We start from the raw sequence: 16,885 nt of genomic DNA on the forward strand, positions 1-16,885 counted from the left end.
CTATTGGTTACGCAGACTGACAGACAAAAACGGGCGCCTCTTGCGGGGCGCCCGTTCTACTCAGCGTAAGCGGCTGGCGGCTTACTTCTTGGCCTTCTTGCTACCCTTCCCTTTTTCCTTTTCAAACACGGCAAAGAACTCGGACGCCATGTTGCGGATGGCGCGGCCGATGTTGGCGTAGTCGTATTCGTTCAGGTTGGCCAGTGACACGCGGCCGGACGGATGCGTGGTGCCGAAGCCACGACCCGGCAGCAGGATGACGCCCGTTTCCTCGGCCAGGCGGAACAGCGCTTCGTTCGGTTTCAGTTTTTTCAGCAGCCACTGCGAAAACTCCACGCCATGCATCTGCGCGGCCAGCGATTCCATGTCCAGCAGGTGGTAGTAGCGCACGGAATTGGCGTCGTGCACCATCGGCAAGCCCAGTTCGCGGTACAGCGCTTCTTTGCGGCGCAGCACGATGCGCTTCATCGACTGCTTGTACTTTTGCTCTTCGTCCATCAGCGAGAACAGCGAGAACAGGGTCATCTGCGCCTGCACGGGGGTGGACAGGCCGGCCGTGTGGTTCAGCGCCACCGTGCGGCTGTCGGCCACCAGGCGGTCGATGAATTTCAGCTCGCGCGGCTCCGTGGTGATGGAGTGATAGCGCTCATCGAGCTGTTTCTTGATGGTTTCCGGCAACTTGGCAATCTTGTCGTCGAGCACATTGTTTTCATGCGTGGCCACCACGCCCATGCGCCAGCCCGTCGCGCCGAAGTATTTCGAGAACGAATACACGAGGATGGTGTTGAACGGGCAAATGGCGAACAGCGAGACGAAATTGTCGGCAAAGGTGCCGTACACGTCATCGGTCAGGATGATCAGGTCCGGGCGCTTCTTGATGATCTTGGCGATGTATTCCAGGGTCTCGTCGTCGATCTTGACGGATGGCGGATTGCTGGGGTTGACGAGGAAGAAAGCTTTTACTTTCGGGTCCAGCAACTTGTCCAGCTCCTTCTTGGTGAATTGCCAATTGTTCGATTGCGGCGCATCGATGTGCACGGTGTTCAGCTTGTAGTCGTTCAGCTGGGGAATCTCGATGTACGGCGTGAAGATCGGCATGCCCAGGGCGATGGTGTCGCCTTCCTGGATGATGTGGTTCGATTTCAGGCTGGCAAACAGATACGTCATGGCGGCCGTGCCGCCTTCGACCGCGTACATGTCGAAGTTGCCGACAAACGGGTGCTTGCCGATCATTTCGCGGTGGATATACTGGCCGACGATTTTCTCGGACAGGCGCAGCATGCGGTCCGGCACGGGATAGTTGCAGCCCAGAATCGCTTCGCACATTTCATAGATGAAATCGCCCGCGCTCAGGCCCAGCTGGTCGCGCACATACGACACGGCCGCCTCGATGAAATGCGCGCCCGGGTTGCCCTCATGTTTGCGCACGAAAATTTCAAAGCGCGCCTCGATGCCCTCGCGCGTGGGAAAGCCGCCCACGTCGTCCATGTAGACATACGAGCGCTCCGCTTCCGTCATGGCGAACTGGCCGAACTGGAAGAAGCCGTGGCGTGGGGTGGTCGCCAGGAAATTCGGGTTGCCGCGGCCCGCGTTCAGCATCAGGCGGTTGCTTTGCTTGGCCGTCTGGATCAGCGCATCCTTCAGTTCGAAGGGGCTCAACAGGGCGAGTTTGCTTGGGTTACTGAAATCCATTTTTGCTACTCCTTAAAATGACTGACAATGTTCAGGGTTCTTGCAAATACTTGCAGACTCAGACGAAGGCCACAATCAGCGGCCCCAGCAAGGTCAGGAAAACGTTGGCCAAGGCATATGTGATGGCAAACGGTACGGTGGGAATCGAGTTTTGCGCCGCGTTCAGCACTTCGCCGAACGCGGGATTGGCGCTGCGCGAACCGGACAAGGCGCCCGCAAACACGGCGACGTTGTCATAACGCAAGATGTAACGGCCGATCAGCATGGTCAAAATCATCGGCAGGATGGTCACCACCACGCCCACGCCAAACAGGGTCAGGCCGTGTTCGCGCACGGTTTGCACCGCTTGCAGGCCGGACGTGAGGCCGACGACGGCAACAAAACCGGCCAGACCCAGGTCCTTCAGGATTTGCACGGCACCGCTCGGCATGTAGCCAAACGTCTGGCGCTTGGCGCGGAACCAGCCGAACACCAGGCCCGACAGCAGCACGCCGCCGCCACTGCCCAGTGTCAGCGGAATCGAACCGATGCGCGCCACCAGCAAGCCCACCAGCAGGCCAACGACGAGGCCGGCGCCCATGTAGACGAAGTCCGTCTTGGCGCTCGGCACGATCATGTAGCCCACTTCGGCCGCCACGCGCTTGACGTCCTGCTCGGCGCCATAGATGGTCACCACGTCGCCCGTCTGTACGATGGTTTCCGGTTGCATGGGCAAGATCTTGCCCATGCGGCTCAGCTGCACGACAAAGATGCCGTGACGCACGCCCGGCGCCGTCGCGCTGCGGATTTCGCCCACCGTCTTGTTGTGGTAAGCCTTGTTGGTCAGCACCATATCGCGGCGCTGCATCACCAGTTCCATGCCTTCGACGGCAAGCAATTCCTTGCCCAGCTGGGAAGACACGCTGAGCATGGCTTCGCGCCGGCCCACCAGCAGCACGATATCGTCGGCCGCCAGCACCAGATCCGGGCTGACGTCGATGATCTGGCTATTGCGCTTCACGCGCTCGATGGTGATGGCCGTGTTCGGATGAGCACTTTCGATCTCTTCCACCGTGCGCCCGGCGCCCGGGCCCACGTCGTAGATGCGGCCGATCAGGTCAGGCGCGGCCGGCGTCTGGCCCGGTCCCAGCACCTGCACGCCCGCCTGCAGCGCCGTTTCCGCCTTGATCGCATCTTCGCGGATGGTGCGACCCATGAGCTTAGGCAAGATATTGACGCAGACGATGATGGCCCCAAACGAGCCGAACACGTAGGTGACGGCATAGCCGACGGCCACGTTGCCCTGCAAGCGCGCCACCTCGTCGGCCGCCAGGCCCAGCTTGGTGATCGCGTCGCCCGCCGTGCCGATGATGGCCGACTGCGTCAAGCCGCCCGCCGCCACGCCGGCCGCCAGGCCCTTGTCCAGGCCAAAGACCTTGGCCATGATGACCACCGTCAGCAGCGCCGTCACGGCCAGCACGACGGCCAGGATGATTTCGCGCACCGACTGGCGGCCCAGGGAATTGAAGAACTGCGGTCCGCTTTCATAGCCGACCGCGTAAATGAACAGGGCAAACAGCACCGATTTCACGCCGGGATCGATGGCGACGCCTACCTGGCTGACGAGGACCGCCACCAGCAGTGAACCGGCGACCCCGCCCAGCTGAAACGAGCCGAACTTGATCTTGCCGATGTAGTAACCCACTGCCAGGGAGAGAAACAAGGCAATTTCGGGCGACTTCTTGAATAACTCATGCAACCATTCCATACGGACCGCCTTTCGTGTTGAAGGAATTCTTTACTGCGTGTGCTCTTGCAAGCTGCTCATGCGTGGACGGAGCCGGCCAGGGCCACGATGAGCGGCCCCAGCAGAGGCAGCACCACGTTCGAGATCGCATACGTAATCGTGTAGCCCAGCAAGGGCGTGGAGTTGCCGGCCGCGTTCTGCACGGCCGACAGGGCCGGCGTGCTGCACTGCTGGCCGGCGATGGCGCCCAGCAGCACGGGCGCTTCCAGCTTGAGGAAAAAGTGACCGACCAGCAACGACAGCGAGGCGGGAACGACGGCGATCAGCACGCCCATCAGCGGCAGTGACAGGCCGTACTGGCGGATCAGCTCGATCGCTTGCGGCCCCGACGCCAGCCCCACGCAGGCGATGAAGGTGGCCAGGCCGATATCCTTCATCATGTCGAGCGCGCTGGGGTGGATGCCCGGCATGCCGGGCTTTCTTGCCTGGTACCAGCCGAATACGAGGCCCGTCAGCAAGGCGCCGCCGCCCGTGCCCAGCGAAAACGGGATGCCGCCCAGCTTGGCGGTAAAACCGCCGATATACACGCCGAGCACGATGCCGATGCTGGCGTAGACGATATTGCTGCGCTCGCCCGTGGGCACGCGCTTGCCGATGGCGGCCAGCGCCGTGTTCAGCTCCCGTCCTTCCGCCGTGCCGTACAGGCGCAGCACGTCGTCGCGCTGCAGGGCCAGGTCGGGCAAGGGCGGCATGCTGTGCTCGCCACGCACGACGGCCGCCACATGCACGCCGGAAGGCAAGGTCAATTGACGCAGAGGCTGGCCCACCAGCGCGGCTTGCTGCAGCACCACTTCGACGGCGGAAACGGCCATGTTCAAGCCCGTCGTGTCGGCAAATTCCTCGCCCAGGACGGCTTCGGCCGCCACCAGCGCGGGACGGTGGCCGATCACCAGTACTTCATCGTTGACGCGCAGGCGCAGTGCGGGTTCCAGTTCCAGCACCTTGCCGTGCCGGCGCACGCGCGTGATGCTGGCGCGGCCCGCAAAAATATGCTGCAAGGCATCGAGGCGGCGTCCCGCGCCACGGCTGATGCGGTAGGCGCGGCCCACCATTTCCGGCGTGGCCTGCACCCCGTCGCCATCGGTCTGCGCGCCGCCCATCTTTTCCCACAGATTGTCCGCTTCCTCGCGCAGGTTGACGCGCAACAACAGCGGGAAAATCTGGCTGGTGACGATGACGATGGCGATCAGGCCGAAAATGTAGGTGATGGAATACGCGGTGACCACGTTGGCTTGCAGTTCGGCAATGCGGACGGCCGGTAGCGCCAGCTTCGAGATGGCATCCGTGGCCGTGCCGACGACGGCCGATTCCGTCGCCGCGCCCGCCATCATGCCGGCCGCCGTACCCTGATCCAGGCCCAGGAAGCGCGTGGCCAGCAGCACCAGCGCCAGCACCACCACCACTTCGATCAGGCAGAGTATTCCCAAGCGCAAGCCCTTGGCATTCAGGTTGGCAAAGAACTGGGGACCGCCCGCATAGCCGAGGGCAAAGATGAACAGCATGAAGAAAACGTTCTTGACGCTGGCATCCAGGGTGATGCCCAGCTGGCCGATCAGCAGCGCGGCGATCAGGGTGCCGCACACGCCGCCCAGCTGGATGGGTCCGAAGCGTATCTGCCCTACCGCATAGCCCAGTGCCAACGCCAGGAACAGGGCCAGTTCCGGCACCTGGTGCAATACCGACGCGATCGAATCGAGCATGGACGAACCTTCGAAAAGATAACGGATGGTTACAAGGGAACAGAGCGCTCGGCGGTTGGCGACGGCTGGCTGTTAAACGGGCGCACGAGTCCCGCACGACACCTGCGATAAGCGCTTGCGCCGGAGAAATGTTGTTACGAGGAATCATGTTCGGTGAAAATTTCACAAGTGTCAACAGGTGTTCTGTTGAACTAGCCTTGCGTTTCATCAAACATCCTGCGCACGATTGAAGTACCTGTTTGACACCGATCAACAAAACCACTAGTAATGATTTTGACGATACCAAAGTACCTTGCGCGCCAGCGACAAGGCGTGAGGAGGACGCGTGGCGAGCCACGCGACGACGAGGCAAGTCATGCATGACGGCCAGTCCCCGCTTCTGAGGGGCGCCAGCAGGGGATGTATTCATCGAATGGGATAGTCTCCAAGTATGGAACAACAGCACTTCCAGGCTGACCAGCAGTGCTTGGAATTAATCCAGATCAATAAAACCGCAAATAGAAAATAAATCTTGCGTGCTGCTCTGGACGGCAGGCGCACCCCTCGCCTACGCTGTTTTTTTATCTGAAAAACAAGAGGAACCCATGCAGACTGCGCGCTTGAATATTATTGGAATGGATCACGAAGGCTGCGCCGACAGGCTGACGGGCGCGCTTGAGGCCGTCACAGGCGTGGCCACCGTGTGCGTCTCGCTGGCGCGCCACGGCGCCACGGTGCAATTTGACGAACGGCTGGCCACGCAGGAACGCCTGCTGGCCGCCGTCAACGACGCCGGCTTCATGGGCGAAGCGACGGATGAAGAACAGCTGGCCTCGTGCAGCGGCGCCTGCGGTCACTGCCGCCACTGAGCGCCGGCTCCAGCCCTGCTCCGCTCAGCCTTCCCGCGCGCCCCGGTCGCGCAGATGCGCCAGCACGCGGCGCGGTCCCAGCGCCTGCAGGTCGAACGGCGGCAGCTCGATGGCGTCGAGCGTATTTTTGAACAGCAAGCCCAGTTCCGTATCGCCTTCCAGGCTCAAACGACGGCTGAAGAACAGCGTATCAGGATCTTCCTGCCGCCGCGCCAGCAGCATCAGGTCATGCACGCTGGCGGCGATGCACAGGTCCGGCACGTCCACATAGCGCTCGGCCACGAACACCGTACCCTGCCACTCGAAATCGAAGGCGATGCCTGCATCAAGCAAACGCAGGCGCAGGGTGCGCCCTTCCAGGCTGCGCCGCACATCGTCGGGCAATTGCGGCGCCAGCAAGCGGTTCAAGCCTTGCACGAACAGCCAGGAGGCGGGATACGGCGGCAGCTTGGACAGCAATTCGGCCAGCGGTTCGGGCAGCCGGTACGACATGGCGGGCTTGCTCATGGCGGGCTTGGCCGGGATGGGCAATCTTTCCAGTTGATCTTGCATGGTGCTTCCTTTCGATGCGTTCAATGAGCGGCGTGCTGTTCCATGCCGGGCTGGCCGTGCCAGTAGCCGTCGCAGGCGCCGGCCGGCTGGCAGGCCGCCAGCTGGGCCTGGGCGCCCACGCCGCTGACCTGGCCGCGGCGGGCGCGGTCGAAAATGGCGATCACCTGTTCCGTATGCATGGCCTGCGGGCTGATGCGCGCCACCGCCACGCCCATGTCGCGCATGGCGTCGAGTTCGCGCACCAGGTTGTAGACGAGGGCCGACTGCGTCTGCGTGCCATTCAATACGAGGAACGGCACTTCGTCGCGCGTGCGCAGCAGCAGGCCATCCGGCTCTTCCAGGCAGCTGTAGCCGCAGTCGTCCTTCGGCAGGTTGCGGTTGCGCGCCGTGAAACAGCGCGCGGAAAACGCCAGCGGCATGCGGCCGTAGGCGAATACTTCCGTCTCCAGCCCTTCCGGTTTCTGGCGCTGCATTTCGGCCAGCGCCGTCTGCCCCATTTCCAGCGGCATCACCCAGCGCCGCGCACCGAGGCGCGCCAGCAGTTGCAGGCTGGGGCCATTGAACAGGTTCAAATGGGGGCCGGCGACGAAGGGCGCGCCCTTTTCCATGCAGTGCACGGCGCCCATGTCGTTGGCTTCGACCGTATAGCGGCCATTGCCCGTGATGCGGCGCAGGGTCGCCAGTTCGGCGCCCGCCTCGATCAGCGCCTGCGTCGACAGCACCACTTCCTTGCCGGCGGCGGCCAGCATGTCGGCGATATCGAGCCAGTCGGCCAGGCGCAGCTCATGCCGGCGCGAGCAGACGGTTTCGCCCAGGTAAACGATCTCGACGGCCGTGCCGGCGATCTGCTGGTAAAACTCGAAGACGGTGGCGCGCGGCCAGTAGTACAGCAAAGGGCCCAACGATAGTTTTAGCATGCCTTTTCCAGTATTTTTTAAGTTACAAAACCGTAGCGAGCGGCTCGCGGCGAGGCCGAGAAGCGCAGCCGTGCTCGAGCACGGTGAGCATCGCAGGCCGCGCCCCGGGACGCGCAGTAGGTTTTGCTATTTCCAGGAGCGGTGGTAGGCGCCTAAAGTGTGCTGCTGGCCCTCGGCCAGCTTGTCCATGGCCGCCATCCAGCCCGGCTTGACGGCGTAGCGTGCATTGCCTTCGCGGCAGGCGTCGATCGCCTCGCGCCACACGCGCGTCACCTGGGCCACGTAGGCGGGACTGCGCTGGCGCCCTTCGATTTTCACGGCGCGCACGCCCATGGCGATCAGTTGCGGCAGCAGCGCCAGGGTATTCAAGCTGGCCGGCTCCTCGATCGCGTAATACTGTTCGTCATTGACTTCGAAACGCCCCTTGCACAGGGTGGGATAGCTGGCGTTTTCACCGGGCGCGTAGCGGTCGATCAGCACGCCGTTCAGGCGCGACTCCAGACCGTTCGGCGTTTCCAGCCAGCGCACGGCCTTGGCCGGCGAGCACACGCCGTGCGTGTTCGGCGCCTCGCCCGTCGCATACGACGACAGCGCGCAGCGCCCTTCGACCATCACGCACAGGCTGCCGAAACCGAACACTTCGATCTCGACTTCCGTCTTGGCGATCAGTTGTTCCACCTGCGCCATCGACAGCACGCGTGGCAGCACGGCGCGGGCGATGCCGAAGTGTTCATGGTAAAAATTGATGGCTTCGTAGTTGGTGGCCGAGCCCTGCACGGACAGGTGCAGGCGCAGTTGCGGCTGGTGCTGGGCCGCGTAGGCCATCAGGCCCGGATCGGCGACGATCATGGCGTCGATGCCCGCTTGCGCGGCGCGGTCGATGGCGCTGCGCCACACGGCCCAGTTGTGCGGCTGCGGATAGGTATTCAGCGCCAGCAGCACCTTGCGTCCGTACTGGTGGGCGTAGCGCACGCCCTCGGCGATGGCCTTCTCGTCGAAATTGAGGCCGGCGAAATTACGCGCATTGGTGGCGTCGCGAAAGCCCAGGTAGACGGTATCGGCGCCATTGTCGACGGCCGCTTTCAAGGCAGGCAGGCTGCCGGCGGGGCAGACCAGTTCCAGCGGTCCGGCCACGCGGGTGGCGGTAGTTGATTCAAGCATCATGATGTTCACAGTCCCGTATCGGCTCAGGGTGCAGACTATAGCCCCGCCCATGCCGCCCAGTCCTTGACGCAGGTGAAGGAATGCATGCATGGCTGGCGCACCTTCCACTTGCTTGACCTGGCTGTAAAATGCCCCCCTTTTCTCCCTCTTCGATTGCCCGCCATGACCCGCAAACCGCTGCTGATTTTTCTTCTGACCCTGTTCCTCACCGCGCTGCAAGTACAGTGGGCCGGCCCGGCCGATGGCTATGACGCGGCGACCCTCTCCGTGCTGTCGCCGGAAGTGCTGGGCGCCTATCCGGGCGTGCTGCTGCTGTTCCTGCTGGCCGTGTTCGCGCGCCGCCAACTGCCGCTGCTGCGCCAGGCCGCCATCTGCACGGGCCTGCTGGCCATCTACTGGCTGCTGGCCAATTACGTCACGTTCGACGCGCGCGTGGCCAGCTGGAGCACCTATACGCCGCTGGAAATCTGGGCCCACGTGCTGCCCGCCTCCGTCGCCAGCATCGCCGCCTGCGGCGCCGCGTTCTTTTGCGCGAGCTGGCTGATCCTGCGCGAAACGCGCTGGAACAAAACCGGCTGAGGTGGTTTTTTCACCTGGATCAAGGATACGCGAATCGCTTGCACGCCACCTTTGACTGCACTACATTTAGTAGATAACCTTCATAAAAACACCGCATGTTGTGTTTATTGGAGGTTTCATGACAACGAATGCAGTTTCCCCCACACGCGGCCAGGTCGATGTCGCCGCGTCCATCAATGAATACCTGGAACGGCGCGACTGGCGCGTCAACGCCAACGCCAACCAGGGGTATTCCCTGGGTGGCCTGATCCTCAATGTCTCGGGCAAGGTCATCGCCAACTACTGGCTGGACCAGGTGTATCCGCCGGAAGTGGGCGCGGCGCACCGCGAAGCGGCGCTGCACATCCACGACCTCGACATGCTGGCCGGCTATTGCGCCGGCTGGTCGCTGCGTACCCTGCTGCATGAAGGCTTGAATGGCGTGCCGGGCAAGATCGAATCGGGCCCGCCGAAACACATGTCGAGCGCCATCGGCCAGATCGTCAATTTTCTCGGCACCCTGCAAAACGAATGGGCCGGCGCGCAGGCGTTCAGCTCCTTCGACACCTACATGGCACCCTACATCCGCAAGGACGGCCTGCGCTACGAAGACGTGCGCCAGTACATGCAGGAGCTGATATTCAACCTCAACGTGCCATCGCGCTGGGGCACGCAGACGCCGTTTACCAACCTCACGTTCGACTGGGTCTGCCCGGACGACCTGCGCGAGCAGATTCCCGTCATCGCCGGCCAGGAGATGGACTTCAGCTATGGCGAGCTGCAGGCCGAGATGGACATGATCAACCGCGCGTATATCGAGATCATGATGGCGGGCGACGCCAAGGGCCGCGTCTTCACCTTCCCCATCCCCACCTATAACATCACCGAGGATTTCGACTGGCATAGCGAGAATGCGGAACGCCTGTTCGAGATGACGGCCCGCTACGGCCTGCCCTACTTCCAGAATTTCATCAATTCGGAACTCAAGCCGAACATGATCCGCTCCATGTGCTGCCGCTTGCAACTGGACTTGCGCGAACTGCTGAAACGGGGCAATGGCCTGTTCGGTTCCGCCGAGCAGACGGGCTCCTTGGGCGTGGTGACCATCAACTGCGCGCGCCTGGGCCACCTGTGGCGCGGCGACGAAGCGGCGCTGCTGGCCGACCTGGACCGCCTGCTGGAGCTGGGCAAAGTCAGCCTGGAAATCAAGCGCCGCACCATCGAAGAACTGATGCAGCAAGGCCTGTTCCCCTACACGAAGCGCTACCTGGGCACCTTGCGCAATCACTTTTCCACCTTGGGCGTGAACGGCATCAACGAGATGATCCGCAATTTCAGCGGCGACGCTTACGACATCACGTCCGCCGAGGGCCATGCGCTGGCGATACGCCTGCTCGACCACGTGCGTGCCCGCATGGTGGCATTCCAGGAAGAGACGGGCCATATGTACAACCTGGAAGCGACGCCGGCCGAAGGCACGACGTACCGCTTTGCCCGCGAAGACCGCAAGCGCTATCCCGCCATCCTGCAGGCGGGTACCGTCGACAACCCGTATTACACGAACTCGTCGCAACTGCCCGTGGGCCACACGGACGATCCGTTCGAGGCGCTGGAATTGCAGGACGCACTGCAGCGCAAGTACACGGGCGGCACGGTGCTGCACCTGTACATGACGGAAGCGCTGTCGGACGCGAATGCCTGCCGCGAACTGGTCAAACGTGCCCTGAGCCGCTTTTCGCTGCCCTACATCACTGTCACCCCCACGTTTTCCATCTGCCCGCGCCACGGCTACCTGGCCGGCAAACATGAATTCTGCCCCACCTGCGACGCGGAACTGATCGCCCGCAAGCAAGCCCACCCTGCTCCATCACTTGAGGAAACGCCATGAATGCACGTCCCGACTTCACTCCCGCCATCACCCTGCTCGACACCGAACGCCAGCGCTGCGAAATCTGGACGCGCGTGATGGGCTACCACCGCCCCGTCGCCTCGTTCAACATCGGCAAGCAGGGCGAATTCCACGAGCGCCAGTATTTTACGCAAGCGAGCGCCCGGGTTGGCCAGCCCGCCTGCCATGGCGCTTGAACTGAAAGTAGGCGGCCTGACGCCCTTTTCCGCCACCGACTATCCGGGCAAGCTGGCGGCCGTGGTCTTCGTGCAGGGCTGCCCCTGGCGTTGCGGCTATTGCCACAATCCGCACCTGCAGGCACGCACGCCGGAGGGCGCCATGCCGTGGCAGGACGTATTGACCTGGCTGCGCCGCCGCGTCGGCCTGGTCGACGCCGTCGTCTTCAGCGGCGGCGAGGCGTGCATGGACCCGGCGCTGGCGCGCGCCATGCTGGACGTCAGGGAACTGGGTTTCGGCATCGGCCTGCACACGGCCTGCATCTATCCGCAGCGCCTGCAGGAAGTGCTGCCCCTGGTCGACTGGGTCGGCTTCGACATCAAGGCGCCGTTTGCCGACTATCGTCTTGTGACCCGCGTGGCCGGCAGCGGCGACCCGGCGCGCGCCTGCCTGGACGCCATCCTCGCCAGCGGCGTGGCCTACGAATGCCGCACCACCACCCATCCGGACCTGCTGCCCGATGCACAACTGCTGGCACTGGCCACCACCCTGGCCGCCAAAGGCGTCGACAACTACGTGCTGCAGCAGTTCCGCGCCGAAGGCTGTGCAGATGCGGCGCTGGCCGGCCGCCCCCTGCACGGCTATCCGTCGGCGAGCACGGTGGCGCAAATCGGCGCCATGTTTCCCCGTTTTACATTCCGTAATCATGGCAGTTGAGCCTGTAACCACATAATTTTGCAAAGCCCCGCAAAATTACCCGTTCTGCAACGCTGAAATGCCTTGCGTGCTGTAATGTATCAACTGTGCCGCGCACCACGCGCAGCCCGTCAGATTCCTCACACAGCATTACAGATAAGCGTCATCCATGAACGATTTCACAGCAGTCAGTCCAGGCATCCCTTCCACCCACGCCGACATCCTGTACGGCCCGCCGCGACCGGATCTGCTGCGCGAGGAAGTGCTGGCCGACCTGCTCGAAGCGACGGCTCGCCGCTGCCCGCAGCAAATCGCGCTGATCGACGGCGCGCGCCGCATCACGTATGCCGAACTCGATGCGCAGGCTGGCCTGGCCGCGTCGCGCCTGGTGGCGGCCGGCGTCAAGCCCGGCGACATCGTGGGCCTGTGGCTGCCGCGCGGCGCCCCTCTGCTGCTGATGCAGGCGGCCATCGCCAAGGCGGGCGCCGCCTGGCTGCCCGTCGATGAAGACACGCCCGTCGAGCGCCTGCAAGTGTGCCTCGATGACGCCAACGGCTTTGGCGTCATCAGCTGCGCGCAGTTCGCGCCGCGTCTGTTGGATGCTGGCGTCCAGCGTCCCGTGTGGACGGCGGAAAGCCTGCTGGCCCCCGCCGCGCCGGGCGAACTGCTGCCCGCGCGCGGCGCCGTGCTGCCCACACACCCCGCGTACGTCATCTACACGTCCGGCTCGACGGGCAAGCCCAAGGGCATATTGATCAATCAGCGCAGCATCTGCCACTTCCTGCGCAGCGAAAACGCCGTGCTGGAAGTGACGCAAGCCGATACCGTCTACCAGGGCTTTTCCGTCGCCTTCGACATGTCGTTCGAAGAAATCTGGATCGCCTACCTGGTGGGCGCCACCCTGTGGCTGGGCCCCAAGGAGATTTCGGGCGACCCGGAAGCCTTGCCGCGCGCCTTGGCCGCCAATCACGTCACCGTGCTGCACGCCGTGCCAACCCTGCTGGCCCTGTTCGCCGAGGAAGTACCGAGCCTGCGCCTGATCAACCTGGGCGGCGAGATGTGCCCGGAATCGCTGGTCGAGCGCTGGTCGCGCCCGGGCCGCGCCATGTTCAACACCTATGGCCCGACAGAGGCGACCGTCTCGTGCAGCCTGGCGCGGCTGCGGCCCGGTGAACCCGTCACCATCGGCACGCCGCTGCCCAACTATGGCTTGCTGGTGCTGCAGGTGGCCGAGCCGGGTGAGCACCGTCCCTTGATCCTGCTGCCGCGCGGCGAAACGGGAGAGTTGTGCATCATCGGCCCCGGCCTGGCCGAAGGCTACCTGGGCCGGCCCGACCTGACGGTGGAAAAATTCCTGCCCAATCCATGGGCGACCAGCGAGGATGACGCACGCCTGTACCGCACGGGCGACCTGGCGCGCATCGATGCCGACGGCCAGGTGCTGTGCCTGGGCCGCGCCGACGACCAGGTGAAAATACGCGGCTTCCGCGTGGAGCTGGGCGAAATCGAAGCCGTGCTGGCGCAGCAACCCGGCGTGGGCACGGTGGCCGTCTTGCTGCGCAAGGATGACGGCATCGACCAGCTGGTGGCCTACATCGTCGGCAGCGACGATGCGCCCGACGATGCGCTGACGACGAAAACCCTGCGCAGCGCATTGAACCTGCATCTGCCGCCGTACATGGTGCCGGGCCGTTTTGAATTGCTGCCGCTGATGCCGCGCCTCACCTCAGGCAAGATCGACCGGAAGGCGCTGAAGGCCATGCCGCTCTCGACGCCGCCGGCCGGCGAGGCGGGCGAATCGGACGTGCCGGAAACGCCGGCCGAAGCGGCCCTGTTCGCGGCGCTGGCGACACTGTTCCCGGGCCAGCCGATACGGCGCCAGTTTGACTTCTTCAGCGATCTCGGTGGCCACTCGTTCCTGGCCGCGCGCCTGGCCTCCGCCCTGCGCGCCGATCCGGCTTACGCCCACATGACGGTGCGCGACATTTATCACAATCGCCAGATCGGCAAGATCGCCGCCGTACTGAACGAAGCGCCAGCGCTGGCCACGCCGGAAGCGGATTGGACGCCGCCATCGGCCACGAAGCGCTGGATTTGCGGCGCGGCGCAGGCGGCGGCCGTGCCGGGCCTCGTCACTCTGCGCATGGCGCAATGGATGGCGCCGTTTTTCACCTATCACTTCTTCACGGGCGACACGGGCGACACCGTGCCGCGCGCCATCGCCGCCTCGATCGGCGTGTTCTTGCTCGCGACCCTGGCCGAATTTGCCATCGCGATTGCCGGCAAGTGGCTGATCGCCGGACGCCTGAAGCCGGGCAGCTATCCGCTGTGGGGTTTCACCTATTACCGCTGGTGGCTGGCCGACCGTCTGGTCGAATCGGCGCCCGCGTATCTGCTCAGCGGCTCGTCACTGAACAGCTGGTGGCTGCGCGCGCTGGGCGCGAAAGTGGGCAAGGAAGTGGTCATCGGCTCGATGACCCTGCGCGCGCCCGACCTGCTGTCCATCGGCGACAACGTCAGCGTCGGCAATGCCGTCAACTTTGAAAACGCCCGCGTGGAACGGGGCCGTTTGCTGCTGGGCCAGATCAGCATCGGCGACGATGCCTGCATCAGCTCTTACGCGATTTTGGAAGGCAATACCAGCGTGGGCGCCTTCGGCCACCTGGAGGGACAATCCGCGCTGGCCGATGGCGCGTCGGTGCCGGACGGCCGCGTCTATACCGGTTCGCCCGCGCGCGACATCGGCCCCTACGACCGGGCCAGCCAGCCGCCGCGCCCCGCCGTCTCACGCCTGCGCCTGACGGGCGAAACCCTGTTCTTCTGCTTCGGCATGGTGCTCATCGCCGTGCTGTTCTTCATGCCCGTCTTCCCCAGCTTCGTGCTGATCGACTGGTTCGACGAACGTGAAATGATGCCGTGGCTGCAGGGGCGCGACGTGACGACCCAGCTGGCCCGCTACTTCCTGCTGGCCTTCCCCGCCAGCGCCGTGCTGATCGTGCTGACCGCCCTGCTGTCGGCCGCCATCCGCTGGGGCGCGCTGCCCCGCTTGAAGCCGGGTAGCTCGCCCGTGCACAGCAATATCTACTGCGCCAAGTGGCTGGTCAGCCATATCCAGGAATCGAGCCTGAACGTCCTGCACGGCATTTACGCCACCGTGTACGCGCCATACTGGTACCGCCTGCTGGGCGCCAAGGTGGGCAAGGGCGCCGAGATTTCCACGGCGCTGGGCGTGGTGCCCGACATGCTGACCCTGGGCGACGACACCTTCATCGCCGACGCCGTCATGCTGGGCGACGAGCAGATCGACGGCGGCTGGATGACCATGCGCCCCACCGTCATCTCGCACCGCAGCTTTGTCGGCAACGGCAGCTATATCCCGGACGGCACCGTGCTGCCCGAACATGTGCTGATCGGCGTGCACACGCACGCGCCGCGCAATGAGCAAATGCACAGCGGCGACACCTGGCTCGGCTCCCCGCCCATGCACCTGCCCGCGCGCGAACAGGTCAGCGGCTTTGCCGAGCACCTGACGTTCAAGCCATCCATGCTGCGTCGCCTGGGCCGCAGCCTGATCGAAGCCTTCCGCATCGTCGCGCCGCACGCGGTGGTGATCGCCGTTGGCTACACCCTGGTGCTGGACGTGATGCCGATCGCGGGCGCCGGGCGCTGGGGCGAAGTGGTGGGCGACCTTGCCATTGCCGGCATCGCCTACGGCATCGGCAATTTCCTCGTCGTGGTGCTGTTCAAGTGGCTGCTGCTGGGACGCTACCGCAAGCACGCGGCGCCCATGTGGACGCCGTTCGTGTGGATTTCGGAAGGTGTCACGAACCTGTATGAAGGCATCGCCGTGCCCAACTTCATGCGCTACCTGCGCGGCACGCCGTGGCTGCCGCTGGCTTTCCGCCTGTTCGGCTGCAAGATCGGCCGCGGCGTCTACATGGACACGACGGACATCACGGAATTCGACTGCGTGCATATCGGCGACTACAGCGAATTGAACGCCCTCACCTGTCCCCAAACGCATTTATTCGAAGACCGCGTCATGAAAATCGACCACGTGGAGATCGGCCAGCGCGTCTACATGGGCCCGCGCAGCTCCGTGCTGTACAGCGCCAAGGTGGGCGACAATGCGCGCCTGGGCCCGTTGACCCTGGTGATGAAGGGTGAACACATCCCCGCCGGCAGCAACTGGGCAGGCTGCCCGGCCGCGCCTTTGCGCAGCTGATCGCAGCGGATGGATGCAACGGTGCTCTGGTCGGGCGACGACGTGCTGGTGATCGGTATCGCCGCCGTCCTGCCGCGCGCGGAAGCCCGCCAGCGCCTCCGCGCCGCCGTGCGCGAAGCGGCCGCGCAGTGGCTGCAACTGGACATCGAGGCGATCTCGGCGGAGTCGACGCCGGGCGCTCCTCCCCGTTTGCTGCTGCCCGGCGGCGTGGCCAGCCTGTCGTTCAGCCATGACGAGGGACTCTCGCTGGCTGCCGTCCACCTGCATGGCGCGGTCGGCATCGACGTGATGCGCGTGCAGGACATTGCCGACTGGGCGAATCTGGCGCGCGATTACCTGGGGCCGCAGGTGGCCGAGGAACTGGCCGCCTGTCCCGATGCACTGCGCCCGCTGCTGTTGGCGCAGGCGTGGACGGCGCGCGAGGCGGCGCTCAAGTGCGCGGGCAGGCAGTTGGCAGAGTGGGATGGGGTGGCATTGAATTGTCATTTGCAAGCCGTGGAGACGCCGCAAAATTTCGTGGCAACGTTAGCGACAATCCGGGGTCAGACCCGACGGGTCTGACCCCAGCTTCACGCTGTTGGGTTAATTCCCACTCAATCCTCTTTACCGTCATCAGCCGCGCCGATCTGGACGAAAATCAGTTTTACGATAATACTGACGAGCAGTCCCAGCACCCCGATCA

13 protein-coding genes are annotated in these 16,885 nt (G+C 64.1%); 7 read left to right on the top strand and 6 right to left on the bottom strand.

Annotation, left to right across the window (positions count from 1 at the left end):
* Positions 1-81: 81 nt before the first annotated feature.
* From KY494_RS06680 to aspT (KY494_RS06690), 3 genes are read right to left on the bottom strand one after another with little or no spacing between them, the layout of a single operon-like run.
* Positions 82-1,692 carry a bifunctional aspartate transaminase/aspartate 4-decarboxylase gene (locus KY494_RS06680; RefSeq protein WP_219134877.1) on the bottom strand — a complete coding sequence of 537 codons (1,611 nt, stop codon included), beginning with the start codon at positions 1,690-1,692 and terminating at the stop codon, positions 82-84.
* A gap of 58 nt (positions 1,693-1,750) precedes the next feature.
* Positions 1,751-3,439, bottom strand: a complete 1,689-nt coding sequence (gene aspT / locus KY494_RS06685) for an aspartate-alanine antiporter (RefSeq protein WP_219134876.1) — start codon at positions 3,437-3,439, stop codon at positions 1,751-1,753.
* 56 nt (positions 3,440-3,495) lie between these two features.
* On the bottom strand, positions 3,496-5,178 hold the full coding sequence (gene aspT, locus KY494_RS06690) for an aspartate-alanine antiporter (protein ID WP_219890370.1): 1,683 nt from the start codon (positions 5,176-5,178) through the stop codon (positions 3,496-3,498).
* A 599-nt stretch (positions 5,179-5,777) separates the two neighbouring features.
* On the opposite strand from aspT (KY494_RS06690), the gene KY494_RS06695 reads away from it, so the two are divergent.
* Positions 5,778-6,026, top strand: a complete 249-nt coding sequence (locus KY494_RS06695) for a heavy-metal-associated domain-containing protein (RefSeq protein WP_219890371.1) — start codon at positions 5,778-5,780, stop codon at positions 6,024-6,026.
* A gap of 24 nt (positions 6,027-6,050) precedes the next feature.
* Here KY494_RS06695 and KY494_RS06700 read toward each other — a convergent pair whose 3' ends face one another.
* The 3 genes from KY494_RS06700 to KY494_RS06710 all read right to left on the bottom strand — a co-directional run bounded on the left by KY494_RS06700 (position 6,051) and on the right by KY494_RS06710 (position 8,656).
* Positions 6,051-6,578 (bottom strand): SCP2 domain-containing protein, encoded by a 528-nt coding sequence (locus tag KY494_RS06700; protein WP_219134874.1) that lies wholly within the window; start codon positions 6,576-6,578, stop codon positions 6,051-6,053.
* A gap of 20 nt (positions 6,579-6,598) precedes the next feature.
* A complete protein-coding gene (locus KY494_RS06705) occupies positions 6,599-7,495 on the bottom strand; it encodes a U32 family peptidase (protein ID WP_219890372.1) in 897 nt (298 codons plus the stop codon).
* A gap of 126 nt (positions 7,496-7,621) precedes the next feature.
* Complete coding sequence (locus tag KY494_RS06710) at positions 7,622-8,656, bottom strand: peptidase U32 family protein (RefSeq protein WP_219891506.1); 1,035 nt, start codon at positions 8,654-8,656, stop codon at positions 7,622-7,624.
* Positions 8,657-8,821: 165 nt separating this feature from the next.
* Here KY494_RS06710 and KY494_RS06715 point away from each other — a divergent pair, with 165 nt between their 5' ends.
* The 6 genes from KY494_RS06715 (at position 8,822) to KY494_RS06740 (ending at position 16,764) form a co-directional block, all read left to right on the top strand.
* Positions 8,822-9,238, top strand: coding sequence for a hypothetical protein (locus tag KY494_RS06715; RefSeq protein ID WP_219134872.1), 417 nt, complete (start codon positions 8,822-8,824; stop codon positions 9,236-9,238).
* 118 nt (positions 9,239-9,356) lie between these two features.
* A complete protein-coding gene (locus KY494_RS06720) occupies positions 9,357-11,105 on the top strand; it encodes a ribonucleoside triphosphate reductase (RefSeq protein ID WP_219890373.1) in 1,749 nt (582 codons plus the stop codon).
* Entirely contained in the window at positions 11,102-11,302 is a 201-nt protein-coding gene (nrdD, locus tag KY494_RS06725; RefSeq protein ID WP_219134870.1) for an anaerobic ribonucleoside-triphosphate reductase, read from the top strand. Before KY494_RS06720 ends, nrdD begins: the two co-directional genes overlap by 4 nt.
* Positions 11,292-11,999 (top strand): anaerobic ribonucleoside-triphosphate reductase activating protein, encoded by a 708-nt coding sequence (locus KY494_RS06730; protein ID WP_219890374.1) that lies wholly within the window; start codon positions 11,292-11,294, stop codon positions 11,997-11,999. The genes nrdD and KY494_RS06730 overlap by 11 nt, the downstream gene beginning before the upstream one ends.
* A gap of 148 nt (positions 12,000-12,147) precedes the next feature.
* A complete protein-coding gene (locus KY494_RS06735) occupies positions 12,148-16,203 on the top strand; it encodes a Pls/PosA family non-ribosomal peptide synthetase (RefSeq protein ID WP_219890375.1) in 4,056 nt (1,351 codons plus the stop codon).
* A 9-nt stretch (positions 16,204-16,212) separates the two neighbouring features.
* Positions 16,213-16,764, top strand: coding sequence for a 4'-phosphopantetheinyl transferase superfamily protein (locus tag KY494_RS06740; RefSeq protein WP_219890376.1), 552 nt, complete (start codon positions 16,213-16,215; stop codon positions 16,762-16,764).
* The last annotated feature ends 121 nt before the right edge of the window (positions 16,765-16,885 follow it).

Origin of the sequence: Janthinobacterium sp. PAMC25594 (genome assembly GCF_019443505.1) — a bacterium.
Classification (GTDB): Bacteria; Pseudomonadota; Gammaproteobacteria; order Burkholderiales; family Burkholderiaceae_D; genus Janthinobacterium.